The 26529-nt window shown below is 63.1% G+C and carries 24 protein-coding genes and 1 tRNA gene; 13 read left to right on the forward strand and 12 right to left on the reverse strand.

The genetic code is table 11. The annotated features are described in order from the left end of the window. Window positions 1-55 precede the first annotated feature (55 nt). The 5 genes from groL to ABIB57_RS22340 all read left to right on the forward strand — a co-directional run bounded on the left by groL (window position 56) and on the right by ABIB57_RS22340 (window position 4434). On the forward strand, window positions 56-1699 hold the full coding sequence (groL, locus tag ABIB57_RS22320; protein ID WP_354043447.1) for a chaperonin GroEL: 1644 nt from the start codon (window positions 56-58) through the stop codon (window positions 1697-1699). A 145-nt stretch (window positions 1700-1844) separates the two neighbouring features. After that, on the forward strand, window positions 1845-2327 hold the full coding sequence (locus ABIB57_RS22325; protein ID WP_354043448.1) for a hypothetical protein: 483 nt from the start codon (window positions 1845-1847) through the stop codon (window positions 2325-2327). 38 nt (window positions 2328-2365) lie between these two features. Next, window positions 2366-2623, forward strand: a complete 258-nt coding sequence (locus ABIB57_RS22330; RefSeq protein WP_354043449.1) for a BrnA antitoxin family protein — start codon at window positions 2366-2368, stop codon at window positions 2621-2623. 74 nt (window positions 2624-2697) lie between these two features. Then, on the forward strand, window positions 2698-3576 hold the full coding sequence (locus ABIB57_RS22335) for a peptidoglycan-binding protein (RefSeq protein ID WP_354043450.1): 879 nt from the start codon (window positions 2698-2700) through the stop codon (window positions 3574-3576). A 126-nt stretch (window positions 3577-3702) separates the two neighbouring features. After that, window positions 3703-4434, forward strand: coding sequence for an EF-hand domain-containing protein (locus ABIB57_RS22340; RefSeq protein ID WP_354043451.1), 732 nt, complete (start codon window positions 3703-3705; stop codon window positions 4432-4434). A gap of 28 nt (window positions 4435-4462) precedes the next feature. Here the strand turns inward: ABIB57_RS22340 and ABIB57_RS22345 are convergent, their stop codons facing one another. The 8 genes from ABIB57_RS22345 to ABIB57_RS22380 all read right to left on the reverse strand — a co-directional run bounded on the left by ABIB57_RS22345 (window position 4463) and on the right by ABIB57_RS22380 (window position 11723). Further along, the gene (locus tag ABIB57_RS22345; protein ID WP_354043452.1) at window positions 4463-5212 is read right to left on the reverse strand and encodes a TSUP family transporter; all 750 of its coding nucleotides are present in this window, start codon (window positions 5210-5212) and stop codon (window positions 4463-4465) included. A gap of 4 nt (window positions 5213-5216) precedes the next feature. Beyond that, a complete protein-coding gene (locus tag ABIB57_RS22350) occupies window positions 5217-6401 on the reverse strand; it encodes a glycosyltransferase family 2 protein (protein ID WP_354043453.1) in 1185 nt (394 codons plus the stop codon). A gap of 78 nt (window positions 6402-6479) precedes the next feature. Continuing rightward, window positions 6480-6809, reverse strand: a complete 330-nt coding sequence (locus ABIB57_RS22355; protein WP_354043454.1) for a hypothetical protein — start codon at window positions 6807-6809, stop codon at window positions 6480-6482. Between the two features lie 10 nt (window positions 6810-6819). Then, complete coding sequence (gene hisG / locus ABIB57_RS22360) at window positions 6820-7527, reverse strand: ATP phosphoribosyltransferase (RefSeq protein WP_354043455.1); 708 nt, start codon at window positions 7525-7527, stop codon at window positions 6820-6822. After that, entirely contained in the window at window positions 7527-8591 is a 1065-nt protein-coding gene (locus ABIB57_RS22365) for an ATP phosphoribosyltransferase regulatory subunit (protein WP_354043456.1), read from the reverse strand. The genes hisG and ABIB57_RS22365 overlap by 1 nt, the downstream gene beginning before the upstream one ends. A 172-nt stretch (window positions 8592-8763) precedes the next feature. Beyond that, a complete protein-coding gene (hisS, locus tag ABIB57_RS22370; RefSeq protein WP_354043457.1) occupies window positions 8764-10260 on the reverse strand; it encodes a histidine--tRNA ligase in 1497 nt (498 codons plus the stop codon). A gap of 88 nt (window positions 10261-10348) precedes the next feature. Next, window positions 10349-10618: a hypothetical protein gene (locus ABIB57_RS22375; RefSeq protein WP_354043458.1), complete on the reverse strand. Its 270-nt coding sequence runs from the start codon at window positions 10616-10618 to the stop codon at window positions 10349-10351. Between the two features lie 478 nt (window positions 10619-11096). Then, entirely contained in the window at window positions 11097-11723 is a 627-nt protein-coding gene (locus ABIB57_RS22380; RefSeq protein WP_502914458.1) for a DNA-3-methyladenine glycosylase I, read from the reverse strand. Between the two features lie 184 nt (window positions 11724-11907). Here ABIB57_RS22380 and ABIB57_RS22385 point away from each other — a divergent pair, with 184 nt between their 5' ends. The 3 genes from ABIB57_RS22385 to ABIB57_RS22395 all read left to right on the forward strand — a co-directional run bounded on the left by ABIB57_RS22385 (window position 11908) and on the right by ABIB57_RS22395 (window position 14767). Further along, window positions 11908-12528 carry a L,D-transpeptidase gene (locus tag ABIB57_RS22385; protein ID WP_354043459.1) on the forward strand — a complete coding sequence of 207 codons (621 nt, stop codon included), beginning with the start codon at window positions 11908-11910 and terminating at the stop codon, window positions 12526-12528. A gap of 63 nt (window positions 12529-12591) precedes the next feature. After that, window positions 12592-14373 (forward strand): pilus assembly protein TadG-related protein, encoded by a 1782-nt coding sequence (locus tag ABIB57_RS22390; protein WP_354043460.1) that lies wholly within the window; start codon window positions 12592-12594, stop codon window positions 14371-14373. Between the two features lie 76 nt (window positions 14374-14449). Then, on the forward strand, window positions 14450-14767 hold the full coding sequence (locus ABIB57_RS22395; protein ID WP_354043461.1) for a hypothetical protein: 318 nt from the start codon (window positions 14450-14452) through the stop codon (window positions 14765-14767). 11 nt (window positions 14768-14778) lie between these two features. Here the strand turns inward: ABIB57_RS22395 and ABIB57_RS22400 are convergent, their stop codons facing one another. Then, a complete protein-coding gene (locus tag ABIB57_RS22400; RefSeq protein WP_354043462.1) occupies window positions 14779-14976 on the reverse strand; it encodes a hypothetical protein in 198 nt (65 codons plus the stop codon). A gap of 202 nt (window positions 14977-15178) precedes the next feature. Then, a tRNA-His gene (locus ABIB57_RS22405) sits at window positions 15179-15255 on the reverse strand. Window positions 15256-15565: 310 nt separating this feature from the next. Between ABIB57_RS22405 and ABIB57_RS22410 the strand changes: the two genes are divergently transcribed. The 5 genes from ABIB57_RS22410 (at window position 15566) to ABIB57_RS22430 (ending at window position 23410) form a co-directional block, all read left to right on the forward strand. Beyond that, on the forward strand, window positions 15566-18235 hold the full coding sequence (locus ABIB57_RS22410) for a histidine kinase dimerization/phospho-acceptor domain-containing protein (RefSeq protein ID WP_354043463.1): 2670 nt from the start codon (window positions 15566-15568) through the stop codon (window positions 18233-18235). Window positions 18236-18406: 171 nt separating this feature from the next. After that, window positions 18407-19888, forward strand: coding sequence for an ABC transporter substrate-binding protein (locus ABIB57_RS22415; protein ID WP_354043464.1), 1482 nt, complete (start codon window positions 18407-18409; stop codon window positions 19886-19888). Between the two features lie 174 nt (window positions 19889-20062). Then, complete coding sequence (locus ABIB57_RS22420; protein WP_354043465.1) at window positions 20063-21016, forward strand: ABC transporter permease; 954 nt, start codon at window positions 20063-20065, stop codon at window positions 21014-21016. Further along, entirely contained in the window at window positions 21013-21867 is an 855-nt protein-coding gene (locus ABIB57_RS22425) for an ABC transporter permease (protein ID WP_354043466.1), read from the forward strand. The genes ABIB57_RS22420 and ABIB57_RS22425 overlap by 4 nt, the downstream gene beginning before the upstream one ends. After that, complete coding sequence (locus tag ABIB57_RS22430) at window positions 21857-23410, forward strand: dipeptide ABC transporter ATP-binding protein (protein WP_354043467.1); 1554 nt, start codon at window positions 21857-21859, stop codon at window positions 23408-23410. The genes ABIB57_RS22425 and ABIB57_RS22430 overlap by 11 nt, the downstream gene beginning before the upstream one ends. 1 nt (window position 23411) lies before the next feature. Here ABIB57_RS22430 and bglA read toward each other — a convergent pair whose 3' ends face one another. Both bglA and ABIB57_RS22440 read right to left on the reverse strand, forming a co-directional pair. Then, the gene (gene bglA / locus ABIB57_RS22435) at window positions 23412-25073 is read right to left on the reverse strand and encodes a beta-galactosidase BglA (protein ID WP_354043586.1); all 1662 of its coding nucleotides are present in this window, start codon (window positions 25071-25073) and stop codon (window positions 23412-23414) included. A gap of 94 nt (window positions 25074-25167) precedes the next feature. Then, window positions 25168-26490, reverse strand: coding sequence for a GH1 family beta-glucosidase (locus ABIB57_RS22440; RefSeq protein ID WP_354043468.1), 1323 nt, complete (start codon window positions 26488-26490; stop codon window positions 25168-25170). Window positions 26491-26529: the final 39 nt, after the last annotated feature.

Here is a 26529-nt window from a genome sequence, read left to right on the forward strand (position 1 = left end):
GGCTCACGCCCTGCCCTTTCGGTCTGCCCTTTTCCGTTTTTAAGGAGCGCCTCACATGGCTGCTAAAGAAGTCAAATTCTCCACCGAAGCCCGCGACAAGATGCTGCGCGGCGTCAACATCCTGGCCAATGCCGTCAAGGTAACTCTCGGCCCCAAGGGTCGTAACGTCGTTATCGAAAAGTCGTTCGGCGCGCCGCGCATCACCAAGGACGGCGTCACCGTCGCCAAGGAAATCGAACTGGAAGACAAGTTCGAGAACCTGGGCGCACAGCTGCTGCGTTCGGTTGCGTCCAAGACCAACGACATTGCCGGTGACGGCACCACCACCGCGACCGTGCTCGGTCAGGCCATCGTGGTCGAAGGCGTCAAGGCCGTCGCCGCTGGCTTCAATCCGATGGATCTGAAGCGCGGTATCGACCTGGCCGTCGAAGAAGTTGTTGCCTCGCTGCAGGCTGCTTCCAAGAAGATCACCTCGACCGCCGAGATCGCCCAGGTTGGCACCATCTCCGCCAATGGCGAAAGCTTCATCGGCGAAGAAATCGCCAAGGCCATGGAAAAGGTCGGCAATTCGGGCGTCATCACGGTCGAAGAATCCAAGACGGCTGAAACCACCGTCGACATCGTCGAAGGCATGCAGTTCGATCGCGGCTACCTGTCGCCTTACTTCGTGACCAATGCCGAGAAGATGACGGCCGTGCTCGACGAGCCCCTGATCCTGCTGCACGAGAAGAAGCTCTCCAACCTGCAGGCTATCCTGCCGATCCTGGAAGCCGTCGTTCAGAGCCAGCGCCCGCTGCTCATCATCGCCGAAGACATCGAAGGTGAGGCTCTCGCGACCCTGGTCGTCAACCGTCTGCGTGGCGGCCTCAAGGTTGCGGCCGTCAAGGCTCCCGGCTTCGGCGATCGCCGCAAGGCAATGCTCGAAGACATCGCCATCCTGACCGGTGGCCAGGTGATTTCCGAAGATCTCGGCATCAAGCTCGAGAACGTGACCCTCGACATGCTCGGCACTGCCAAGCGCGTTGAAATCACCAAGGAAAACACCACGATCGTCGACGGTGCCGGCACCAAGGACGACATCGAAGGCCGCGTTGGCCAGATCAAGGCGCAGATCGAAGAAACCACTTCGGACTACGACAAGGAAAAGCTGCAGGAACGCCTGGCAAAGCTCGCCGGTGGCGTTGCGGTCATCAAGGTTGGCGGCTCGACGGAAGTTGAAGTCAAGGAACGCAAGGACCGCGTTGATGACGCGCTCAACGCGACCCGCGCTGCCGTTGAAGAAGGCATCGTTGCCGGCGGTGGCGTCGCGCTGCTGCGTGCTTCGAATGCCATCACCGTCAAGGGCGCCAACGCCGATCAGGCCGCTGGTATCAATATCGTTCGCCGCGCTCTGCAGGAGCCAGTGCGCACGATCGCCAACAATGCTGGTGCCGAAGGCTCCGTCGTCGTCGGCAAGATCCTCGAGAACAGCTCGATCACCTTCGGCTACAATGCCGCAACCGGTGAATATGGCGATCTGATCACCATGGGCGTCATCGACCCGGTCAAGGTGGTTCGCACCGCCCTGCAGGATGCGGCTTCGGTCGCTTCGCTGCTGATCACCACCGAAGCCCTTATCGTCGATGCTCCCAAGGACTCCGCGCCCCAGATGGGCGGCGGTGGCGGCGGCATGGGCGGCATGGGTGGCATGGACTTCTAGTCCACGCTTCCCCCAAAGAGCTACAAGGTCTCGTAACTTCCCAGTCACGGACTTTGCAGAAGGCGCGGTGGAAACACCGCGCCTTTTTCGTTGCCGCAAATCCGCCGTGACGGCACCGCAGGGTGGATGCGTTCGGGAGGATTGGATGCGTAAAATAGCGATCGCGGTTCTGCTGCTGGGTAGCTTCGCAATGCCGGCGATGGCGGATGACTCGTCTTACGTGGATGACCGGTCGACAGCCAAGACGGTGATCGAGTCGTTCTACAATGCGATCAACCGTAGCGAATATGCGCGGGCTTATTCGTATTTTGGTGAGAGCGCCGACAATCAGCCGTTCGCGGAGTTTCAGGCGGGCTATGCGGATACGGCGAGCGTGACGCTGAAAACCGGGGACGAGACGTCCGAAGGGGCGGCGGGGAGTACGTATTATACGCTGCCCGTGGCGATCGACGCCGAGGCAACGGACGGCACGCATAAGGTGTTCGCGGGATGCTACCAGTTGCGGCTGGTGCAGCCGGCCTTGCAGGAACAGCCGCCGTTCGCCCCGCTGCATATCGAAAAAGGCACGTTGAAACCGGTCAATGAGCCGTTTGAAAAAGTCACCATGACCACCTGCCCGGAATCATAGACAATCCCCCTACCCTTCCCTATTGCGTGACCTCACCCATGAAAACACCGACGACGCGCCGCCCCACCAGTGCCATCGATCGCGCGGAGGCAGTTTTCAAGGCTGTCACCGCCAAGCCCGAAGTCGCCGCAAAGCCGGCGACGCCTCCGGCCGGCAAGGAGATGGTGTCGCTGCGGCTGGACCGGGATGTGCTGGAGCATTTCCAGGACGACGGCCCGGGCTGGCAGGAGCGGATCAACGCCGCACTGCGGGCAGCGGCGGGATTGGAGCCTTATGGCGATCAAGGTTTAGTCTAGCCCCCTTGGCTATTTGACAGCTCCGCGCTGACGTTTCATTTTGCCCCACGCGCTGACGTTGGGGGATGAATGCGATGCTGATGCGGGGACTGATGATGGTTGCGGCGGTGCTGGCGCTGAGCGCGGGCGGTGCCGATAGTGCCTGGGCGCAAAAAACCAAGACCAAGGGTTCGGCGCCGATACAGCAGACCATTACCGAGCCGGTGAGCACGCTCGATCCCAATGCCCCCGACGAGCTGAAGCAGATCATCGACGCGGCGGATGCGGCCTATTTCGTGGATGAGGGCAAGACGCCCGACTACGAATATGCCTTCAAGATGTATAGCCTCGCCTCCGAGGCCAGTGACGCCTATTCGATCAACCGCATGGGGCTGATGTACGATCGGGGTGAGTTCGTCGCGCAGGATTTCGACAAGGCGTTCGCGGCCTACAAGCAGGCGGCGGATCTGGGGCTGGCGGCGGCGATGAACAATGTCGCCAATATGTACCAAGCCGGCGATAGCGTAGAGCAGGATTATCGCGAGGCGCTGCGCTGGTACCAGAAGGCCGCAGACGGGGGCTACGGTTATTCGATGTATGTGCTGGGCGATATGTACCTGGCTGGCGACGGCGTGGCCGAGAACCACAAGGAGGCCGTCGCCTGGTACCAGAAGGCGGTCGATGCCGATGAGCCCAACGCCTTCTGGGCGCTGTCGCTGCGCTATCTTTATGGCGATGGCGTCGGCAAGGATGAACTGCAGGCGGCGCAACTGGCCTACAAGGCACTGACGCATGGCGTGCAGGTGGCGCTGGACGAATTCAAGGCAATCGAGAATGCCGACACCACGCCAAGCTATCGGCGCGAAGTGCAGCAATTGCTCAAGCGCGACGGGTTTTACAGCGGCGGGATCGACGGAGATTTTGGCGCATCTACGACTGCGGCTTTGGACGCCGCGTTCGGCTCAGCGCTGTAGCCAACATTACCGAATGATTAAATCTGCTGTTCCGACTGTCCCAAAGCCGGACTTTAACGTGCGGTTAACCATGTCGGCTCTTGCTGCTCGGGCGCGGAACTCCCGCGCGGGTCAATAGAGAGCACGATGTCGACAAGCACTATCGGAGGGTCGAACGCCGCGCAGATTATGCGCCCAGCGACGAAGCCACCGTCGTTCAACACGCTAGACCAGAATGCGGACGGCAAGGTAACGCTGGACGAACTTATCGCCGGCGCGCCCGGGGGCGCAACGGATGCCAAAGCCAGCAAACGCGCAGAAGCGTTGTTCAAGGCCATGGACCAGGATGGTGACGGTAGCGTCACCAGCACGGAAAAAGACAGTTTCGACGGCAAGATGGCCGCCCAGCGGCAATCGATGCAATTCATGACGCAGATGATGGCCGGTGGCCAGCAACCGATCGACAATAGCAGCCTGTTCGACCAGACCGACAGCGATGGCAATGGCTCGGTGAGCCTGGCCGAACTGGGCGATGACGCGGGCGCCAAGGCCATCGGCAGCGATGGATTGCAGAAGCTGTTCGCCATGATCGATGCCGATGGGGATGGCGCGATCAGCAAGACCGAAAGCTCAGACTTTCTCAATACGGTGAAGTCGGCAGTGCTGGATATCGCCAGCGGCGGCGGGAAGACGGACGATGCCGCAGGCGGAATACCCAATGGTATGTCGTTGGCTCAGGCGCTTAGCGATGACGGCGAAGACGACGACCAAGACAAGCCGTTCGACCTGATGAGCCTGGCGCAGAATGCCTATTCGGGCCAAGGCAAGGGCACCGACCTGCTGAGCCAGTTGAAGGCGATCTTCGACAGCGCGGCATAACACTAGGCGGCGGGGCGACCCGCCGCCTTCACGGGAAGAACAGCAGCTTCAGCGCCAGGGCGATGGAGACGACGACGACGAGGGGCCGGATCAGCCTGGCGCCGTAACGAATGCCGGTGCGAGCGCCGATATAGCCGCCGGCGAGCTGGCCAATGGCCATGGCGATGGCGGCGGGCCAAAGCACATCACCGGACGGGATGAACACCAAGAGCGCCGCGATATTGGACGTCAGGTTGAGCAACTTGGTGTGGCCGGTGGCGCGGGTGAGGCCGAGCCCGAACAGGGTGACGAAGCCGATGGTCATGAACGAGCCGGTGCCGGGGCCGAAAATGCCGTCGTAAAAGCCGAGGCAGAATCCCAGCAGCGGCACGAAGCGCGCGAATGGCAGGCGGGCGTGCTTGTCGGTGTCGGACAGGTTCGGCGCGACCAGGAAATAAAGCGCGATGGCAATCAGAGCGATCGGCACCAGCGTGGTAAGGATCGACACATCCAGCCGCTTGACAACCAGGGCGCCAATGACGCTGCCACAGAGGGTGAACAGGGCCGAGAGCGCCAGCGCGCGGATATCGACGAAGCCGCGGTGCCAATAGGTGACGACGGCCATGGCCGTGCCGCAGGCGCCCTGCACCTTGTTGGTGGCAAGCGCCGCGACGGGCGGCAGGCCCACGAACAGCAGGGCCGGAATGCCGATCAGGCCGCCGCCGCCGGCCACCGCATCGACGAAGCCCGCGAGCAGTCCGACGCCGGTCAGGGATAGAAGGATCAGTGGATCGAGCATGGGATCACGAGTTTGACTGGCCGCCGACGCGGCCTTCGGAGAACGGAATATTGATCATCGACGACATGAAGCCGCTCATCATCAGTTGAAAGCCGCAGACCAGGGTGGTCAAGGCGAGAATGGCGGCACGCATGGTGGTGCGCGGATCAAGATCGCCAAAGCCGCGTTGGGCCCATTCGCTCAATCCCCAGCCAAGCGCGACGACGCCAGTCAGCATGAGAGTGGCCGAGAGCAGCAGGATGCGTTCGAGTGTGATCGCTTCTAGAATACGATCATAGGTATCGGATGGTGGGATGAAGCCATAGCGCGAGGCGAAGCGGCGGCCGATAATGGCGAAGGCAATCGACTGCACGCCGACGATGACGCAGAGCGCGGCGACAAGGAAGGTGTGGATGCCCAGCACCACCCCGCCAATACGCATGGGGCCCGGCAGCAGAGCCGCGCCGCCGACAAGGCCGATCAACAGCAACACCATGCCGGGATAAAGAAACAGCCAGCGCGGCGAGAACAGCAGCAGGAAGCGCAGGTGGCGCCAGCCATCGCGGAAAGACCGCAGATGGGGCGCTCGGGAGCGGCCATCCTTGGACAGCGTGGTTGGCACCTCGCGCACGTCGAGATTGGCCAGCGTTGCCTTGACCACCATTTCGGAGGCGAATTCCATGCCGGTGGTGCGCAAATTGAGCGCCAGAATCGCAGCGCGGGAAAAGCCGCGCAAGCCGCAGTGGAAATCATTGACCGGCGTGTGAAAAAACAGGCGGCCGACAAAGGACAAGGCCGGATTGCCGATCTGCCGGTGATGCCAAGGCATGGCTCCGGGAGCAATGCCCCCGGCGAAGCGATTGCCCATCACCAGATCGGCCCCGTCGCGCAAGGCGGCGACGAACAGGTCCAGATTAGCGAAATCATAGCTGTCATCGGCGTCGGCCATGATGACGAACCGGCCCTTGGCGGCATCGATGCCGCCCGCGAGGGCCGCGCCATAGCCTTTTTCGGGAACGGCGACGAGGCGCGCGCCATTGGCAGTGGCGATGGCCTGGGAGCCATCGGTGGAGCCGTTGTCGGCGACGACGATTTCACCGGCGATGCCGGCACGGGTGAGAAAGGACCGGGCCTTGGCGATGCAGGTGGCCAGGGTTTCGGCCTCGTTGAGGCACGGCATCAGGATAGTCAGTTCGAGCGCTTCGCTCATGGGCGCCCTCCCCGGTTTCGTGCGCTGGGAAGGGCTTGTGCCGTGAAACGGGCTGACTGGCAATGGCGCCAGCGGCGATCAGTCGCCGCCACCGCCACCGCCGCCATCGCCCCCGCCGGACGAGCCACTGTCGCTGCCGGACGAGCTGCCGCTATCGCTGGCGCCAGAACCGCTGTCGCTGGAACTCGAATGGGGGCTGCTATCGTATCCGGGGTGGGTGCTGGTGTCGGTGTTGGAGGCAGAAAAACTGCTGTCGGTACTGTCGCTGGAGCCGGCAGGAGCCCGATGGATTGGGCGGCGGTGGGTGGTCACCTTGATGTTGAAGATCGAATTGAGAATGAGGAACACTATGAACGCCACGAGAGTGGCGGGGATCAGCAGAAACCAGAGGTCCCAAAGGTCTCCCATCGTGCGCCGCTCAGAGTTCGATCGGCGCGTCGAGCCGGCCCAGAACGGCATCGAGTAGCGCGCGGCGCTCGGGGGTCCAAGTGGCGGTGCGCGAGACCAGCAGGCACGCTTCGCTTTGCAGCAGCGTGCCGTCTTCGAGGACGCGCAGGGCATTGGCGGTCAGCGTCGAGCCGGTGGTGGTAATATCGACGATGATGTCGGCCACGCCGGAGGCCGGGGCGGCTTCGGTGGCGCCGAGACTTTCCACGATGCGGTATTCGGCAATGCCGGCCTTGGCGAAATGCTGGCGGGTGATGGTGATGTACTTCGTGGCGATGCGCAGCCAGCGGCCATGGCGCGAGCGGAAATCGGAGGCGACATCGGCCAGGTCGTGCATGTGGGTGACATCGATCCATGCATCGGGCACGGCGACGACGACATCGGCCGAGCCGAAGCCGAGTGGCTTGGCGAAGACGACCGAGGCGGGGCCGGTCTCGCTGGTCTCGTGGATCAGGTCGCGCCCGGTGACGCCGAAATCGATGGTGCCGCGGATGAGTTCGCGGGCGATTTCGGAGGCAGGGAAGAAGCGCACGGTGACGTCCGGCAGGCCTTCGATGGCGCCGAGATAGGAACGCGCGCCGCCGGGGCGCGTGATGGTGAGGCCATTATCGGCGAACCATTCGCGGGTGAGTTCTTCGAGGCGGCCCTTGCTGGGGACGGCGAGAGTGATACCGGCCATTATGCGGCCTCCGCTTCGAGACGATCGACCCAGACGGAACAGCCCGAGGCGGCGATGGGGGCCACCGCGCCGAGGCGTTCGAGCAGGCGATCGTATTGGCCACCAGAGGCGAGGATTTCGCCACGCGGGCCGGTCATTTCGAAGACGATGCCGGTGTAATAATCGAGGCGCGGCGAGAAGCTAGCGTTGAAGCTGACGCTGGCCTCACCAAGGTTATCGAGGTGATGGCGGATGGATTTGAGGGCCGGCGCCAGATCGATGCGGGCGGCGCGGGCGAGGGTTTCGATGCGAGTCAAGGACTGCAAAGCTGGGCCGGAAATGGCGAGGTAGTCGCGCAGCAGCTTGAGCGTCGCCGGCGGAATTTGCGCGGCGTCGAGGGCTTGCTGTTCGAGGTAACGGTCGGCGATTTCGGTGGGTGTGCGGCCTTCCGAGAGGCTGAGGCCGGCGGCGACCATTTGCTCGGTGATGTCCTCGACCATGGCGTCGCGGCTGGGCTGCTCGGCGCGAGGCGATTCCGGCGCGGATTCGAGTCGGGTCAGCAGGCGGTCGAGCGCTTCGGTATGGCCGAAGCGCTGGCGAATGCGCGAGCGCCAGGGGGCGGGCATGTCTGCTTGCGCGAGGAGAGACTCGAAGAGGCCGACGCCGCCGAGGTGAATGGTGGGAGATACGCCGAACAGGTCGAGCGCGGCGCGGGCGAAGGTCAGCACCTGATCGAGCGCGACATCGCCATTTGGCTGGGCGAGGAGTTCGATGCCGGCCTGATCGAATTCGGCAGGCCCGGTTTCGCGCTGACGGAAGATGGGGCCCAGATAGGAGAAGGCGGCGGGCTTGCCGACACCGTCCTCGATATAGGCCTTGACGATCGGCAGGGTGAAATCGGGGCGCAGGCAGTATTCGGCGCCGGTGGTGGCGGTGGTCAGCAGCAGGCGGCGGCCGAATTCCTCCCCGGCGAGATCGAAGTATGGATCGGCCGGGAGCAGCAAGGGCGGCGTGGCGCGGGTGGCGCCTTGGGCTTCCACCAGGTCTTCGAGCGCCGTGCGGCGCTGGGCGGCGGCGGCGGTCATTGCTCCTCACCTCTCCCTTTGGGGGAGAGGTCGGCGCGCAGCGCCGGGTGAGGGGGCCTTCCCCAAACATTGCACCCGGTAAAGGCCCCCTCACCCGACCCAAGTGGGTCGACCTCTCCCCCAGAGGGAGAGGTGAAGGAGGCGCGCGGCAAGGTTGATGCTTTCAGCGAGATCATTGCTCGGCCAACAGCTTCAGAATGGCACTCACCAACTCGTCGCGTTTCACCTCGAACTGGCCCGGCCTTGCGGCTTTCCATTCGGCGTTGTCGGTGATGGCGGCGGCGGCTTGCTTGCCGGCGATCAGGTCCTTGATCTGCACGATCCCCTGCTCGCGCTCCTGGCTGCCTTCGATGATGACGGCGGGGGCGTTGCGCTTGTCGGCATAGGCGACCTGCTTGCCGAAATTCTTGGAATTGCCGAGGAACATTTCGGCGCGGATGCCGGCCTTGCGCAGGTCCGACACCATGGCCTGGTAGCCGGCGGTCTGGTCCTTGTCCATGACGAGGACGACGACGGGGCCGGTGGGCTCGGCGGTGGTGACATTGCCGGTCAGCTTGAGCGCATTGAACAGGCGCGACACGCCGATGGAGAAGCCGGTGGCGGGCACCGGCTCGCGGCGGAAGCGCGAGACGAGGCCGTCGTAACGACCACCGCCGCCGACGGAGCCGAAGACGACCGGCTGGCCTTTTTCATTGGTGACCTGGAAGGTCAATTCGATTTCGAAAACCGGGCCGGTATAGTATTCGAGGCCTCGGACGACAGAGGGGTCGAGAATGACGCGACCACCGAAGCCGGCGGCGCTGACTAGGCCGAAAATGCTGGCCAGTTCCTGCACGCCCGCAAGGCCGGTTTCCGAGCCGCCGACGAGGCCGGCGAGCGTATTGATGACGGCGATGACGTGGGTATTGCTGCCCTTTTCGACACCCTCGGCCGGGGTGCCGCTTTCGATATAGGCAACGATGGTCTCGATCTGGTCGGCGGTGAGGCCTGCGCCCTTGGTGAAGTCGCCGCTCTCGTCCTTGCGGCCGGCGCCGAGCAGGAGCTTGACGCCGGTGGTGCCGAACTTGTCGAGCTTGTCGATGGCGCGGAGAACAATGAGCTTCTGTTCGTCGGTGGCGACGCCGGCCGTGGCGAGGACGCCGTCGAGGACTTTGCGGTTGTTGACGCGCACGACGTATTTGCCGCCGAGGCCGAGTTCGTCCATGACGTCGGCCATCATCATGCACATTTCGGCGTCAGCCTCGGGGCTGCCTGCCCCGACCGTATCGGCATCGAACTGCATGAACTGGCGGAAGCGGCCCGGGCCCGGGCGCTCATTGCGGAACACATAGCCTTGGCGGTAGGAGCGGTAGGGTTTTGGGAGGGTTTCGAAATTTTCGGCGAAGTGGCGGGCGAGCGGCGCGGTGAGGTCGTAGCGCAGGCTCATCCACTGCTCGTCATCGTCCTGCAAGGAGAAGACGCCGGCATTGGGCCGGTCGGTATCGGGCAGGAACTTGCCGAGGGTCTCGGTATATTCGAACAGCGGGGTTTCGACCGGATCGAAGCCATAGCGTTCGTAGACGCCTTTGATCTTGTCGATCATCGCGCCGACAGCGGCGATTTCGCCGGGGGTGCGATCCTCGAATCCGCGCGGCAGGCGCGGCGTGATCAGCTTGGTTTTCTCGGTCATATCAGGAGTCCTGCTCGGTCGGCGTGTTCGTAGCGGATCGGGGATGGGGTGACAACAGGGGCCGATGCAGTGCACCGGCCCCCTGCCCTCACATACCGGGCCTGCGGAGCGGGTCCGGGGAGGCGACACTGTGGGGGTTGATGGGAATATCCATCCAGTAAACGGCATGTTCTTCCGCCGGCAGGCCGACATCGACCCGCAAATAAGCGGGCAGATTGGGCGGCAGGCGGGGGCGGCTCCACCAGGCGCGGATAGCCGTAATCAGGACGGGCAGCAGCCCGCGCTGCGCGACGGCATCAGCGATGGAGAATTCAAGGCGCAGCGTAACGCTGCGCGGATCGAGCGCTTCATAGGTCATGGGATTTCCGGACGCGAATGAACGCGGGCCGGCCTCTGTTGAGTGTGATGGATGGGCGGGAATCGGAGTCGAAAAGACCCTGTTTCAGCGCATCACGGTTTTAGACGTTGGGGTGTCCACGGGTCGAGACGACCGGTGGCATTGGCGGGAGGACTAGCCTCGTACGCAATGCAGCTGATGTGGCCCCTGGCGGAGATTGGTCATGGCATTCATGCGGCGCTCCCTCAGGTTGGCGTTTGTGGACGGTCTGCTGGTAACTCACGGCGGCGTGAGTTGGCAAGAGGGGGTGTGGCGGGGTGACGCAGGCGGAGGTGTTGTGTTGCGGGAAAGGCACAGCGGTGATGTTGGCCCGATACATCGCGTCATTCCCGCGAACGCGGGAAACCACGCCTGGTGTAGCGGGGGACGGAAGAATGGGTTCCCGCGTTCGCGGGAATGACGCCGTGTTGATGTAACGGCGCGCCGCAAACGAATGCAGCTATTGCGGCCGCTTCAAGGCGTCGCGTTCGGCTTCGACTTCACTGCGACAGAAGCAGGTTTCGAGGTGGTCGTTGACCAGACCCATCGCTTGCATGAAGGCGTAGCAGGTGGTGGGACCGACGAAGTTGAAACCGCGTTTGCGCAGGTCCTTGGAGAGCGCGCGGGAGGCATCGGTCTGAGCGAGGAGGCGCAGGGCGTCGAGGGTCATCTCGGTGGGACGATGCTCGGGCTTAGTCTCAAAACGCCAGAAATAGGCGGCGAGCGAGCCGAACTCTTTTTGCACTTCGAGCGCGCGCTTGGCGTTGTTGATGGTGGCGGTGATCTTGCCACGATGGCGGATGATGCCGGCATCCTGCAGCAGGACTTCGATATCGGCGTCGGTCATCGCTGCAACCTTGGCGATGTTGAAGCCGTGGAAGACTTCGCGGAAGCGGTCGCGCTTGCGCAGGATGGTGATCCAGGCGAGGCCGGACTGGAAGCCTTCGAGGCAGATCTTTTCGAACAGGCGCTCGTCGGAGGTGACGGGGCGACCCCATTCCCGGTCATGGTAGCGACGATACAGCAGATCGTCGCCGGCGCCCCAGGGGCAGCGCGGCAGCGTGGGGTCGAGTTCTGGGGAATCGATCAAGGCAGGCTCCGCCGTAGTGCACGAGACTGTCTAAACCCTGGGCCTGCTGACAGTCCATGGCAGGAGGCCCGTTGACGCTTCGCTAACCAAGCCGATCCGCACGCGCTTAACCATGCGGCTTCACGGCAAATTGGCCAATTTGGGCGACAGTGCAGGCAATCGTCGAACCGGATAAAATGCCATGTCGCTGCTGCGTGTCGCTGCCAAGAGCCTGCTGGTGTTGCTGCTATCGGCACCACTGATTGCGCCGAGCTTTGCCGAGCAGCGGGCGTGGCTCTATCCGCCACCGCCGGGCATCACCATCGGCAATGGCGCGCCGCGTCACGCGCTGATGATGCAGGCCAATACGCAGGTCAATCCGATCTATCTGCGGCAGGTGGTGCGGTACGACACCCAAGAGCGCAGCGGCACGCTGGTGGTCGATACGCGCAGCCATTTCCTTTATTTCGTACTCGGGGGCGGGCGAGCCCTGCGCTACGGCATCGGGGTCGCCAAATCGGGCTTCGAATGGCGCGGCACGCACCAGATCACCAATAAGCGCGAATGGCCGGACTGGACGCCGCCGGCCGAAATGCTGCAGCGCCGTCCGGAATTGCCGCGCCACATGGCGGGTGGCGTCGATAATCCGCTGGGCGCGCGGGCCATGTATATCGGATCGACGCTCTATCGCATTCACGGCACGACCGAGCCGTGGAGCATTGGCCAGGATGTATCGTCGGGCTGCATCCGCATGACGAACGCGGATGTGATAGACCTTTACGATCGGGTAAAACTTTATACGAAGGTGGTTGTGCTTTCCTAAGGATTTTCCAGCACATTGAAGGCTGCCCTGATCCGGGGCGAAATGCCTTTGGATGCCAGCGTCATGGGTCGCCTCGTTAATCTGCTCAAGCAATTCCGCAGCGATGAACGCGGCGTGTTCGGCGTGATCTTTGCGCTCACGGCCATCGTTCTGATCGCACTGAGCGGTGCAGTCGTCGATTTCGTCAGTGTGGAACAGGCGCGCAATCGGGCCCAGGTGGCGCTCGATGCAGCCGCGCTGGCGCTGCAGAAGGACATTTTCCTGACGCCGCTGAATGCGGCCGCGATCCAGAGCAAGGCGCAGGCGCTGGTCACCGATCAGATCGGCGACGCTCGAATCACGGCGACGCTGAATGCACCGGTCATCAGCGTGAACAATGGCTCGCTCTATCTATCGGCCCATCTGAGCGTCCCCACGATATTCGTGGCGCTGGTTGGGGTGAACCAGATGGAGGCCAATATCATCTCCGAGGCGCGGCGCAAGAAGACCGCGCTCGAAGTGGTGATGGTGCTGGACAATTCGGGTTCGATGGGCACCGTAGGCAGTGGCGGCGTAACGCGCATGGCCGCTTTGAAATCGGCCGCGAACTGCGCCACCTATATCCTGTTTTACGGCGCGGTCAGCGATTCAAACTGCACTCCCGTGAGCACGGCGAAAGTCACTGAAAACGTGTCGATCGGCATCGTGCCGTTTACGGTCATGGTCAATATCGGCACACAATATAAGGATGCCGCCTGGCTGGACTGGAGCGGCAAGTCATCGGTGTCGCGGATCAATTTCGACATTGATGACGATGAAACGACGCCATTTCTCGGGCCGGTCGATCGCAAGGCGCTATTCACCCAGACCAAGACAACCTGGGCTGGCTGTGTTGAGGCGCGCAAGGCCCCTTATGACACCACCGACGAAGCGGCAACGGCGGCCAATCCCGATACGCTGTTCGTGCCGATGTTCACACCCGACGCAAGCGACGCGTATGGCGACAAATCGCATCTCCCGATCCTCGCCGCAGGGATGTACAATAATTATGCCTCGGACACCGGCGGCACCTGCCCGATCAGGACTTGCGAAGTCACCACAGTCAGCGGCAAGACGACGTATAAGAAGACTGACGGCAGCGACGTGACCACGCCCGGCACATCCTGCGTGCGCAGCGACAGCGTCTATATGAGCAAGAGCGGTAATACCGAGAAATATAGCCTGCTCAGCCGGATCGAATTGCAGAACCGCCTGTGCAAGTACTCGGGCTTTACAGCGACCAATGCCCAGACCAATTACGGCTGCCCGAGCGTGCCGGTGCTACCGATGACGCAAACGCCTCTATCCGTTACGAACCGGATCAAGGATATGGTGGCCGCCGGATCGACCAATATCCAGCAGGGCGCAGTCTGGGGCATGCATGCTTTGACGGCTGCAGAACCGATGACGGAAGGCAGCGCCAAGAGCGAAATCGACGTCCGCAAGGCGCTCATCATCATGACCGACGGCGAAAATGACCCCCCATTCGAGCCGGGCGATGTCAATGGCGGCGCCTATTTCTCGTGGGGGTTCCCCTTCGATGGGCGACTGGCGCAATACGTTAACCAAGTGGACACGGAAACCAAGGTCCGTGCCATTCAGGACGCCAAGACCCTTGCGGTCTGCGACTATGCCAAGGATCCAAAGCGGGGTGGAGGCATAGAGATTTACACGATCGGCCTGTCGTCGCCGGCCGGGGTCAAGGCCATGCTGACGACCTGCTCGTCGGGAACGGGATATAACTTCTTCCCCAACGATCCGAAGGACCTGATCGCCACGTTCCGCGCCATCGCCAACCAATTGGCACCTTTGACCATCGCACAGTGATCGGACGCAGGCGGGCTTTCGCTCGCCGGAAATAAGTCGCTAGGCAGCGCAGCGGCCCACGGGGTATGTATCGGCCATGGCTGATACATATCGAGCATGGCTGCGCGGCGACGCGAAGTGGCAGGACATTTCCGTCATCGACCTGCGGACGCTGGACGGCACCGGCAAGCGGCTGCAAACGGCTGGCCTCAAGACGCTGGGCGAGATCGATCCGATGACCGGCCCGGAGCTGCTCAAGCTGCCCGGGCTCGGCGTCGGCGTCATCAAGAGCGTCCGCGCCATCATCAAGACCTGCAAGAGCACCGACCGGCGCCGCAAGCGGACCGGTTATGCAACACGCGCGGAGCCGGTATCGCCCAGCCCGCTGCCGTCCGAACTGATCAAGGACAGCTAAGCGGCTGCGGTTTACTCCCCTTCAGGCTCGCCTTCGTCCTCGTCATCGTCTTCAAAACATTGCCAGAAGAAGCTGTTGAGCTTCGTATCGACCTCGGCCTGGCCGATATTGGCGGCCAGCAGTTCAGCTTTCAGGCGCGCATAGGCCTGGCGATCGGCCGGCGAAATATTCTGCGCGGTGCTGTCATGGCGGCGGAAGCTGGCGGGCATGGGCTAAGTCCTTGAGAGCGCGCAATTGGGGGATGATGTTGCCAAGCGCGGCCGATGCAACGGCGGGACCGCGCATAAGCGGTAACACTTTGTACCAGGATGGCTGCGCTAGATAGACCATCGAGGTGTCCACTCATGCCGGCCCATCGCGCACAGCGTTGCCGAGCGAGACAAAGACGCCATCAATTTCAACGGGGTGGAATGGTACCACCTCTCGGGATCGAACCGAGGACCTCTAGATCCACAATCTAGCGCTCTAACCAACTGAGCTAAGGCGGCACGTCTATTCGGCGGCGGCCTTGGCAAGCCCCCGAAATCGCGCGGAACATAGGTCGAGTTTCCCGAGATGACAAGCACCGATTTCAGCACGTCCACAGGCTGGTCTGAAACGCGTCGGCAATGACGATTGGTAAGGTTTGTCGTTTAACCATCCCAATGTTTGGCGGCCCGGAAGGCCCCGGCACCTATGGACCGGCCAGTGGGCACACTATATTGAGAAAACGTGAAGTTTTGTGAGGAGTTGTGCCACGCTGGCACACAATTGCGCTGCCAATGGTAACGCGATGCGCCGAATCGGGTTTTTGACTTTATGAATGCTGACTGGACCACATCGCCAAGCGCCCGCCGCGTGCTGCAGCACGACGCGGACTCGCGCCCGGCATGGCTGTGGTCGCAGGATGGGCAGACGCTGATCTGGCAGAATGCTGCCGCAGAGCTGTTCCTGGCCAAGATGAAAAAGCACGGCCTGAAGTTGGCGCTGCCGGCCATCCCTATAAAAGGGCAGATCGCGCGCAATATTCGCCTGGGTTCGAACGGCCGAACGAGCCTGGCGCGCATCCAGTTCCTCGCCGGCGAGAAGCCGACATCGAGCACCTGCGCGACGACCCCGCTGCTGTGGGAAGACGATCAGCCGGTCTTGCTGATCGTTGGCGTCGATCCGATCGATGCCGAAATCCTGGCCGCCGCGGAGGTTGCGCGCGATAGTGGCGACGGCGGGGCGCCGAGCGCAGCGCCTGTCCAGGCAGTTGCAGACGAACCGCAGGCGGCGGCAACGGACCCGATAGCGACGATCATCGTTTCGGACGATCATGCCTATGAGCGCGAGTTGGAAAGCTGGCGTGCGGTCGATCAGGACCGGGCCTATGAGCCGGTTGTGCTCGAAGAGCAGGCCGCCCAGGAAATCACCGCCATCGAGGCGGTCGACGCGACGGCGGCGCAAGATGGTGGTGCAGCTGACGAGTGGAACGACGAAGAAGCGCAGTATGAGGCTCCGCTCGCCGCCCAGACGGCCCCGGAACTGGAATTGCCGTCAGAAACTCTTGATGATGAGGCTGAACCACCGACGGCGCGGGGCCCCAGCCGGCTGTCGAACCTTGTCGACCGGTTGGCGGTGGATGAGCATTTGTATACGCCCCTGACCGACGCGGACGATGTCATGCTGGCCAACTCAGAGCCCGAGCCCGACCTTGTGCCGGACGAGGCAGCGCCGCAATTGTTCACGATAACGGGGCGCGGTTTTACCCCGCTTGCGCCGGTAGAGCCGCAAGCAGAGCAGACTGACGCCGACGCTGACCTGGGGGATCTGGAACGGCTGGACGATGCGTTCACGCCCGAGGAGACGGTTCCCGAGGAACTCAAGCCGAGTGACGGGGCGCCCAATGCGGTCGAACTGGCGGCGGTGCAGGAAGCATTGTCCGCGCTTGGTCCCGCGACGGCGCCCGACACCGAAACCGTCGAGCGGGTATCGCGCTATAATTTCGATGAGCTCTCGCGCATCCTCAACGACCGCGTCGGGGAGACCGCGCCGCAGCCGAGCAGCCTGACGCCGATCGAGGCGCCAGCAACCACTGGGGCGCTGGTCAATCTGGGCGGGGAAACGCTGGTGCTGAACCGGCTGCCCCTGGGCATTCTGGTGTTCCGCGACCAGCAAATCCTGTTCGCCAACCGGGCCATCACCGAAATGGTGGGCTATGGCTCGGTCGAGACCCTGCGCAATGCCGGGCTGGCCTCGGTGTTTCCGGCCGCCGGCACCGAGGGGCAGCAGGCGGGTCCGGTGAACCACCTGGTGCAGCGCGATGGCACGCTGGTGCCGGTGACGGCACGGCTGCAGTCGATTTCCTGGCAGGGGCGCCCTGCCCTGATGCTATCGGCCAGCGCCACCGAAGTGCGCACCGGCCACGAGGCGGCGGTGCGGGCCTTTGCCGAAAGCTTTGCCGATACGCGGGGCGACGGGTTTTTCGAGACCAACCGCGCCGGCGTGATCGCGGCCATCAATGGCAAGGCGGCGATGCTGCTGGGTCAGGATGCCCCGACGCTGATGGGCAAGGCGCTGAGCGCGGTGATCGCGCCGCAGGACCTGTCGATGCTGCAGGAATTCCTGGAACGCCCGGCGCGGTTTGCCGAGACGGCGCGGCCTTGCGTCAGCCTGCGCGGCGCGAGCAACGGCGCCGAAATCCTGGTGTTCGCGCAGGGACAGGCGGGGACAGTCACCGGCTATTTCGGCTTCGTTCATCCAAGCGAGCGGCAGGCGCCAGTGCAAATTTCCGGCCCCGCCGAGGTCGATCCGGCGCTGCTGGCGCGCATCAGCCGCGGGGTACGGCGGCCGCTCAATACGATCATCGGATTTTCCGACCTGATCCGGTCGGAGGCGTTCGGCGCCCTGGCCAATGAGCGCTACGAGGGCTATGCCGACGACATTGCCAAGGCGGGGCACGAGATCGCGGCGCTGGTGGATGAGCTGGATGATTTCACCCGGTTGCGCGACGGGCGCTATCTGCCGCAGCGGGCGAGTATCGATCTGACCGGGCTGCTGGAAAGCTGCGTCGTGCGCATCCGCAGCCAGGCGAGCAATTCGCGCGTCATCGTGCGCAATGCGATATCCGAAACGCTGCCCAAGGTGACGGCGGACCGCGCATCCCTGGCGCAGGCGGTGTTGAACCTGTTGGCCAGCGCCATCGATCAGACGCCGACCGGCGGCGCGGTGGTGATTTCAGCCCAGCACGAGGATGATGGCGGCATCTCCATCCATGTGCGCGACAGCTCGACCAATGCGGTGGACCTGGCCGAGCGCTTCGTGGTGTTCCGCGATGGCACCGGGCGCGATGGACAGGTGCTAGCGCCAGTACGATCGAGCGTGGGGCTGGCGCTGACGCGTTCGCTGTTGGCGGTCAATGCGTTCTCATTGTCGGTCGATCCGGCGGGCTCGCAAGGACTGCTGTTTTCACTGCTGATCCCGGCCGATCTGGTTGCACAATCCTGATCCGATCGCGCTGGCGCAGATTCTTGCTCCCCCGGGCGCGGTTGGTAGGAAAGTATAACGTCTGGGCCTGCTGCCATGTTAGTGGCGATCTCCTATACCATCTGCCGATGAACGGCATCACACGCCGGCCAGTTAGCAGCGCACAGCGCTGCAACGTTTGGGAGCGACCTAATGGGCAAATTGATTCGCGGCTTGGGCTTGGCCCTGGCGCTGGTGACAGCGCTGGCGGGAACGGCAAGCGCCGCGCCGACCGAAATCCGCATCGGCGTGGCTCTGGAGCCACCGACCCTGGATCCGACGGCGGGGGCCGCCGAGGCCATCGATATCGTGGTCTACCAGAACGTGTTCGAAGGCCTGACGCGCATCGACGAGAACGGTGCGGTGCAGCCAGGTCTTGCGACGTCGTGGACGATTTCGGACGACAACCTGACCTATACGTTCAAGCTGGCCGATGGCGTTACCTTCCATGACGGCACCAGCTTTGACGCCAATGACGTCAAGTTCAGCTTCGACCGCATCGGTGCGCCCGACAGCCTTAATGCCCACAAGGAATTCTATTCGGTCATCCAGAGCGTTACGGTAATCGATCCGCTGACGGTGCAGTTCAAGTTGAGCAAGGCCGTGGGCCGCTTCCTGTTCGATATCGGCCGCGGCGACGCGGTAATCGTGGCGCCGGAAAGCGCCGCCACCAATGCCACCAACCCGATCGGCACCGGGCCATTCAGCTTCGTGCAGTGGGACAAGGGCAGTCGCGTAGTGCTGGAGCGGTATGACCCCTATTGGGGCAAGCCGGTGGCGCTGACCAAGGCCAGTTTCGTGTTCATCAGCGACACCGCGACCGTGACCAATGCGCTGCTGGCCGAGGATATCGACGGCACCAACAATTTCGCCGCCGAAGCGCTGGCGGTGTTTGAGAACGACCCGCGCTTTCATGTGCTGATCGGCACCACCGAGGGCGAGACGATCCTGGGCACCAACAACAAAAAGGCGCCCTTTGACAATCTCAAGGTGCGCCAGGCCATGGCCTATGCGCTGGATCGCAAGGCGATCATCGACGGGGCGACCTATGGCACCGGCACTCCGATCGGCAGCGCCTTCGCGCCCCACAATCCCTACTATGTCGACCTGACCGGCACCTATCCGTACGATCCGGAAAAAGCCAAGGCCCTGCTGGCCGAGGCCGGCTATCCCGATGGCTTCAGCGCCACGCTGAAACTGCCGCCGGTAGCCTACGCGCGGCTCAGCGGGCAGATCATCGCTAGCCAGTTCGCCAAGGTCGGCATCAAGCTCGAACTGATCAATATCGAGTTCGCGCAGTGGCTGGAGGATGTCTATACCAACCACGATTTCGACCTGACCATCATCAGTCATGTCGAGCCGTTCGATATTGGTAATTACGCCAATCCCAACTACTACTGGGGCTACGACAATCCCAAGTTCCAGGCCCTGAACGAGACGCTGAATGGTACGACCGACGAGGCCAAGCGCAAGGAACTCGCCATCGAGCTGCAGAAGATCATCGCCGATGACGCGGTCAATGGCTACCTGTTCGAGCTGGCGCAGACCGGGGTTTGGAACGCCAAGCTCACCGGCATGTGGAAGAACTCGCCAATCGAGGGACTGGTGTTGCGCGATATTCATTGGGTGGATTGAGGGCCGTAGCTCCGAACTCGTGAAGACCCCCACCCTTAATCCCTCCCCACAAGGGGGAGGGAGACGATGGGCTCACCTTCGGTCGCACAGTCGGGCCGTTGCACTGAACAGGCCTCCCTCCCCCTTGTGGGGAGGGAATGAGGGTGGGGGTTCCGCGCCCTCGACTCAGCCTGCATGACCTTCTTCATCCTCAAACGCCTGCTCGGCTTTGCCGTGACCCTGCTAGTCGCGGCGGCGGTGATTTTTTATCTGCTCGATCTGCTGCCCGGCGATTCGGCGCAGTTCATCCTCGGCATCAATGCCAGCCCTGAGGCCGTGGCGAAGTTGCGGGTGCAACTCGGGCTGGATGCGCCGGCCTTCGAGCGGTTGCTCGGCTGGATTTGGGGCATGCTGCATGGGGATTTCGGGATTTCCTATACGCAGAGCGCGCCGGTGGCGCAGTTGATCGCCGAGCGGCTCTGGGTCACGCTGCCGCTGGCCGTGTTTGCCATGATCATTTCGATGGCAATCGGTCTGCCGTTGGGGATACTCGCGGCACGGATGCGTGGGCGGGCGCCCGATACTGGCATCATGGTGCTGGCGCAGATGGGCATCGCCATCCCCAATTTCTGGTTCGGCATGCTGCTGGTGCTGGTGTTTGCCGTGAGCCTGCGCTGGCTGCCGCCGGGTGGGTTTACCCCCTGGAACGAAGATGGCTGGAAGGCGCTGCGCGGGCTGATCCTGCCCAGCCTGGCGCTGGCGCTGCCGCAGGCATCGATCCTGGCGCGGGTGATGCGAACGGCGCTGGTGGACGTGCAGGGGCAGGATTTCATTCGTACGGCACGAGCCAAGGGCATGACCATGGGCGAGGCGGTGTGGCGGCATGGCGTGCGCAATGCACTGCTGCCGGTGCTGACGGTGCTGGGGTTGCAGTTTGCGTTTCTGGTGGCGGGCACGATCATCGTCGAGAACGTGTTTTACTTGCCGGGCCTGGGGAAGCTGATTGCCACCGCGATCTCGGAACGTGACCTGATCCTGGTGCGGGGCGCTGTAATCGTCTTGATCGTGGCGGTGACGGCGGTGATGCTGGCGGTAGACCTGCTCTATGCAGTGGTCGATCCACGGCTGCGGCAGGGGGGCGGGCGATGAGCGCGGCAACGGCACGCCGGTTCGTGTTCACCCATCCCAGCCTGTGGCTGGGGCTGGCGGCGACACTGGCGTTTACCCTGCTGGCCTTGGTCTCGCTGGTGTGGACGCCCTACCCGATTGCCAATATCGAAATCGGCGACCGGTTCCTGGGGCCGAGCGCGGCCCATTGGCTTGGCACCGACAATCTGGGGCGCGACATGGCCTCGCTGGTAATGTCGGGGACGCTGACCAGTTTTGTGGTGGCGTCGCTGTCGGTGCTGATCGGCGCCGGCATCGGCGTGCCGCTGGGCTTGGCGGCGGCGGCCTGGGGCGGTGCGCTGGAATGGCTGGTGTTGCGGCTGAGCGACTTCATCTTCGCCTTTCCCGCGATCATCGTGGCGATCCTCATCACCTCGCTCTACGGGCCGGGCGCGACCAACGCCATCATCGCCATTGGGATTTTCAACATTCCGATCTTTGCGCGGGTGGCGCGTGGCGGCGCTATGAGCCTCAAAACATTGGACTATGTAGCGGCGGCGCGGCTTGCCGGGCTGGGCAATGGCGCCATCGCCTACCGGCACCTGCTGCCCAATATCTTGAGCCTCATCATCGTGCAGGGGACGATCCAACTGTCGCTGGGCATCCTGTCGGAGGCAGGGTTGAGCTATATCGGGCTGGGCACGCAGCCGCCGTCTACGAGCCTGGGGCTGATGCTGAAGGACGCGCAGGGGCTGTTCCTGATCCATCCCTGGCTGACGCTGGTGCCGGGGCTGTGCATCGTATTGATCGTGCTTGCGCTGAACCTGGCTGGAGACGGTTTGCGCGACGCCATCGATCCGCGGCTCAAGGGAGTGCAGCAGAATGCTGCTTGAGGTTGCGGGATTGACGGTGAAGTTCGGTGCCGTCGAGGCATTGAGCGACATGAGCCTGACGCTTGAGCGCGGCGAGCGCTTCGGCATTGTCGGCGAGAGCGGATCGGGCAAGACGCTGACGGCTTTGGCGATCACCGGACTGTTGCCGGAGGGCGCGCGGGTCAGCGGGTCGATCAAGATCGATGGGGAGCCCCTGCCCCGCTCGGAACGCGAGATGGCGCGGCTGCGGGGCAAGCGCATCGGCATGGTGTTTCAGGAGCCAATGACTGCGCTGAACCCGCTGATGCGGGTCAGCGACCAGATTGAGGAGGCCATCCGGATCAACACGGTCGCCAGCGCGCCGCGGATCGAAGTGCCCAACCTGCTCAAGGAGGTGGGGCTGGAGTTGCGGCACGGCGACCGGTTTGCGCACCAGCTTTCGGGTGGGCAGCGGCAGCGGGTGATGATCGCCATGGCGCTGGCGGGCCAGCCGGACATTCTGATTGCCGACGAGCCGACCTCGGCGCTGGACCTGATCACGCAGCGGCTTGTGCTGGACCTGATCGCCGAAATCTGCACGCGGCGGCATATGGCGTTGCTGTTCATCAGCCATGATTTGAAGGCTGTCGCCTGGCTATGCAGCCGGGTGGCGGTGCTGCATCGCGGCAAGCTGGTGGAGACGGGGTCTGTGCAGGATGTGTTGGGTGCGCCCACACAAGCCTATACGCAAAAGCTGGTGGCGGCATCGCGGTTTGATGTGCGGCCATTGGCGCGGCCGCCGATCGGCAAGACGCTGCTGGAGGTGCGCGGCGTCAGCCGGGACTACAAGCAAGGCGGGCCGTGGCCATTTGGTGGCAAGCCGTTGCGGGCGGTAGACGATGTGAGCCTGACTGTCGACGCGGCTGAATGCGTGGCGATCGTTGGGCCTTCGGGTTGTGGCAAGACCACTCTGGCCAGGATCATCGTGGGGCTGGATCGGGCGACGCGTGGCGAGATCAGTTTTGCCGGCGAGCTGTATCATGGCAGCGACCTGCCAAAGGCGCGGCGGCGCGATATCTCGCTGGTGTTCCAGGACCCGTTCGGCAGTTTCGATCCGCGGCTGACCATCGAGCAATCGCTGGGCGAGCCGTTGCGGCTGGAGAAGCTGGATGCGAGCACGCATGTGGACCGGTTGATCGAGGCGGTGGAGGCCGTGGGGCTGGGCCAGGAGATGCTGCGGCGCTATCCGCACGAATTTTCCGGCGGGCAGCGGCAGCGGCTGGCGATCGCGCGAGCGCTGGTGACAAGGCCGAAGCTGCTGGTGCTGGACGAGCCGGTTTCGGCGCTCGACGTCTCGGTGCGGGGGGAAGTGCTGGCGCTGCTGGCCCGGTTGCAGGCGGATTTCGGGCTGACCTATCTCGTCATCAGCCATGACCTAGGCATGGTGCGCGCCATTGCCGACCGGGTGATGGTGATGGAGGCCGGACGGATTGTCGAGGAGGGCAAGCCGCACGAGATTTTCGCGCGGCCGCAGCATAAGTTGACACAGGACCTGATGGCGGCCCGTCTGCCGGAAGTCGGCTAAACTATTCCAGCCGGCCGATGTAGCTCCCAAACGGCTCCAGGTCGATCTCGCCATCCATCGGCGCGGCGGTGACGCCGGGGCAGTCGAGGCCATGGGGCGTCATGTCGGCGGGGATGACGAACTCTTCGGACTCGGCACTCATGTTGAACACGCACAGCACGCGCTCATTGCCAAAATTGCGGGTGAAGGCGAGGACGTTGTCGGCCGACTCAAGAATGGTGATTTCGCCCTTGGCCAAGGCCGTGTTCGCCTGGCGGAACTTGAGCATGGCGCGGTAGAATTCGAGCACCGAGCCTTCGACGCCGTCCTGGGTATCGACGGCATGGGTCAGGTGTTCGGCGGGTACGGGCAACCAGGTGCGTTCGGCGGTAGAAAAGGCGCCGTTGCGGACGTGAGTTTGCCAGACCATGGGCGTGCGGCAACCGTCGCGGCCTTTGAATTCGGGCCAGAATTCGATGCCATAGGGATCGACCAGATCGGCGAAGGACAGCTCGGCCTCCTTCAACCCAAGCTCCTCGCCCTGATAAAGGCAGACCGACCCGCGCATGGACAGGATCAGTGTCACCGCAAGGCGGGTGAAGGCGGCTTCCTGCCCGTGGGCGGCCCAGCGGCTGACATGGCGCACCACGTCATGGTTGGAGAAGGCCAGGCAAATCCAGCCATCGGGGGCCTTGGATTCGGTGGCGAGAATGGCGTCGCGAAAATGCTTGGCGGAGAATTCGCCGCCGAGATAATCGAAGGTATAGGCCATGTGCAGGTGATCATCGCCCGAGGTGTATTGGGCCATGATTTCAAGCTGGTGCTGACTGTCGCCGATTTCCCCGACCGTGGTTTTGCCGGGATATTCGTCCATCAGGGCGCGCAGGCGCTTAAGGAAACCCAGGTTTTCCGGGCGTGACTTGTCGTAGACGTGCTCCTGGAAATTGTAGGGATTCACCGCCGGGGCGGTTGAGGCGTTAAAGTCCTCGGCGCGCACGACCGGGTTGTTCTCGAAGCCAAGCGAGCAGAAGTAGAAATTGACGGTATCGAGGCGGAAGCCATCGACGCCGCGTTCCAGCCAGAAGCGCATTTCGCCGAGCAAGGCATCCTGCACGTCGAGGTTATGGAAGTTCAGGTCGGGCTGGCTGACCAGGAAATTGTGCTGGTAATATTGCATGCGCCGGCTGTCCCAGGCCCAGGCCGAGCCGCCGAAAATGGAAAGCCAGTTATTGGGCGGGGTGCCATCGGGCTTGGGATCGGCCCAGACATACCAGTCGGACCGCGCATTGGTGCGCGAGGAGCGGCTTTCCGAAAACCAGGCGTGCTTGTCGGACGAGTGGGAAATCACCTGATCGATGATGACCTTGAGGCCCAGCGAATGCGCCTTTTGCACCAAGCGGTCGAAGTCTTCGAGGGTGCCGAAGCTGGGGTCGATGTCGCGATAGTTGGAGACGTCGTAGCCAAAATCCTTCATCGGCGAGGTGAAGACCGGCGACAGCCAGATGGCATCGACGCCCAAATCCTTGACGTAGTCGAGCCGGCTGGTAATGCCGACCAGATCGCCGACACCGTCGCCATTTTGATCCTGGAAGGAGCGCGGATAGATCTGATAGATCACCGCGCCGCGCCACCAATCGGCATCGACCTCGGGCTCAAGTTCGCTCTTGGGCTCGGTCATGGTCATCGACATCGGCGCGCTCCGGAAATTGTTTGTGCCTGAATAGCATCAGGCTCAAACGCCGCCAAAGCCAATTCGATGCCGGATCGCGCGAACGGGCCTACTTGGTGTTGTGCAGCAGTCCCTGGAAGGCGCGGAAGCTAGCCTTGGGGGTGCGGGCTTGCGTGGCGTAATCGACATGGACCAGGCCGAAGCGCTTGTTGTAACCCTCGGCCCATTCGTAATTGTCGAGCAGCGACCAGGCGAAATAGCCGCGCACATCGGCGCCGGCTGCGCGGGCGTTGAGCACGGCCTTGAGGTGGGCCTCGTAATAGTCGACGCGGCGCGGATCGCTGTCGCCCTCGACTTCGGCCATGCCGTTCTCGGTGACGTAGAGCGGAATCTTGGTGTAGTCGTTGGAGACGCGGACCAGCAGATCAGTGAGGCCCTGCGGATAGATTTCCCAGCCCATTTCGGTGGTTTCGAGATCACCCTTGGCCTGGGCAATCGGGAAGCCGAGCTGCTCGGGGGCCGATTTGTAGAGGCCGCGGGTATAATAGTTGATGCCCAGCCAATCGAGCGGACGGGACACTACGTCCATGTCCTTTTCGTAGCCGGCGGGCAGGTGCTGGGCGAAGAAATCATTGCCGGTCAGCGCCTCGGGATATTCGCCCTTGAGCACGCCGTCGAGATACCAGCGGTTGAACAGCGCGTCGCCGATATCGGTGGCGGCGACGTCCTCGGGGCTTTGAGTGGCCGGCTCGGATTTTTCCAGATTGAGGACGATGCCGAGATTTTTGACGCCTTCGGCACGCAGCGCGTCGATGGCGGTGCCGTGGGCGAGCAGGACATGGTGCATGGCGCGGGCGGCGGCGCGGATATCGCGGTAGCCGGGGGCGTGAATGCCGAGGAAATGGCTGAGGAAGGCCACGCACCACGGCTCGTTGATGGTGGCGGTGGCGTGTAGGCGATCGCCGAACTTTTGGCCGATGAGCGAGGCGTAATCACCGAGCCAGAAGGCGATATCGCGGTTCATCCAGCCGCCCTTGTCCTGCAGGGCCGAGGGGAGGTCCCAGTGGTAGAGGGTGGCATAAGGCTTGATGCCGCGGGCCAGCATGCCGTCGATCAGGCGATCGTAGAAATCGAGGCCGGCCTGGTTGATGGCGCCGGTGCCTTCGGGAATCAGGCGCGGCCAGGCGAAGGAAAAGCGATAGGCATCAAAGCCCCCGTCGCGGATCAGGTCGAGGTCGGCGGGCCAGCGGTTGTAGTGGTCGCAGGCATCGCGGCCGGTATCGCCATTCTGAACATTGCCCGGGGTGGCCGAAAAGCTGTCCCAGATCGAGGGGCCGCGACCATCGGTCTGGCCGCCCTCGATCTGATAGGCCGCTGTGGCGGCGCCGAAGGTGAAATCGGGACCGAAATCCGAACGGGAAATGGAAAACATGGACGCTCCTCCTCGAGTTGCGGAGAGGAGGTAGCGCAG

It is taken from the genome of Devosia sp. UYZn731 (genome assembly GCF_040546795.1).
Classification (GTDB): domain Bacteria; phylum Pseudomonadota; class Alphaproteobacteria; order Rhizobiales; family Devosiaceae; genus Devosia.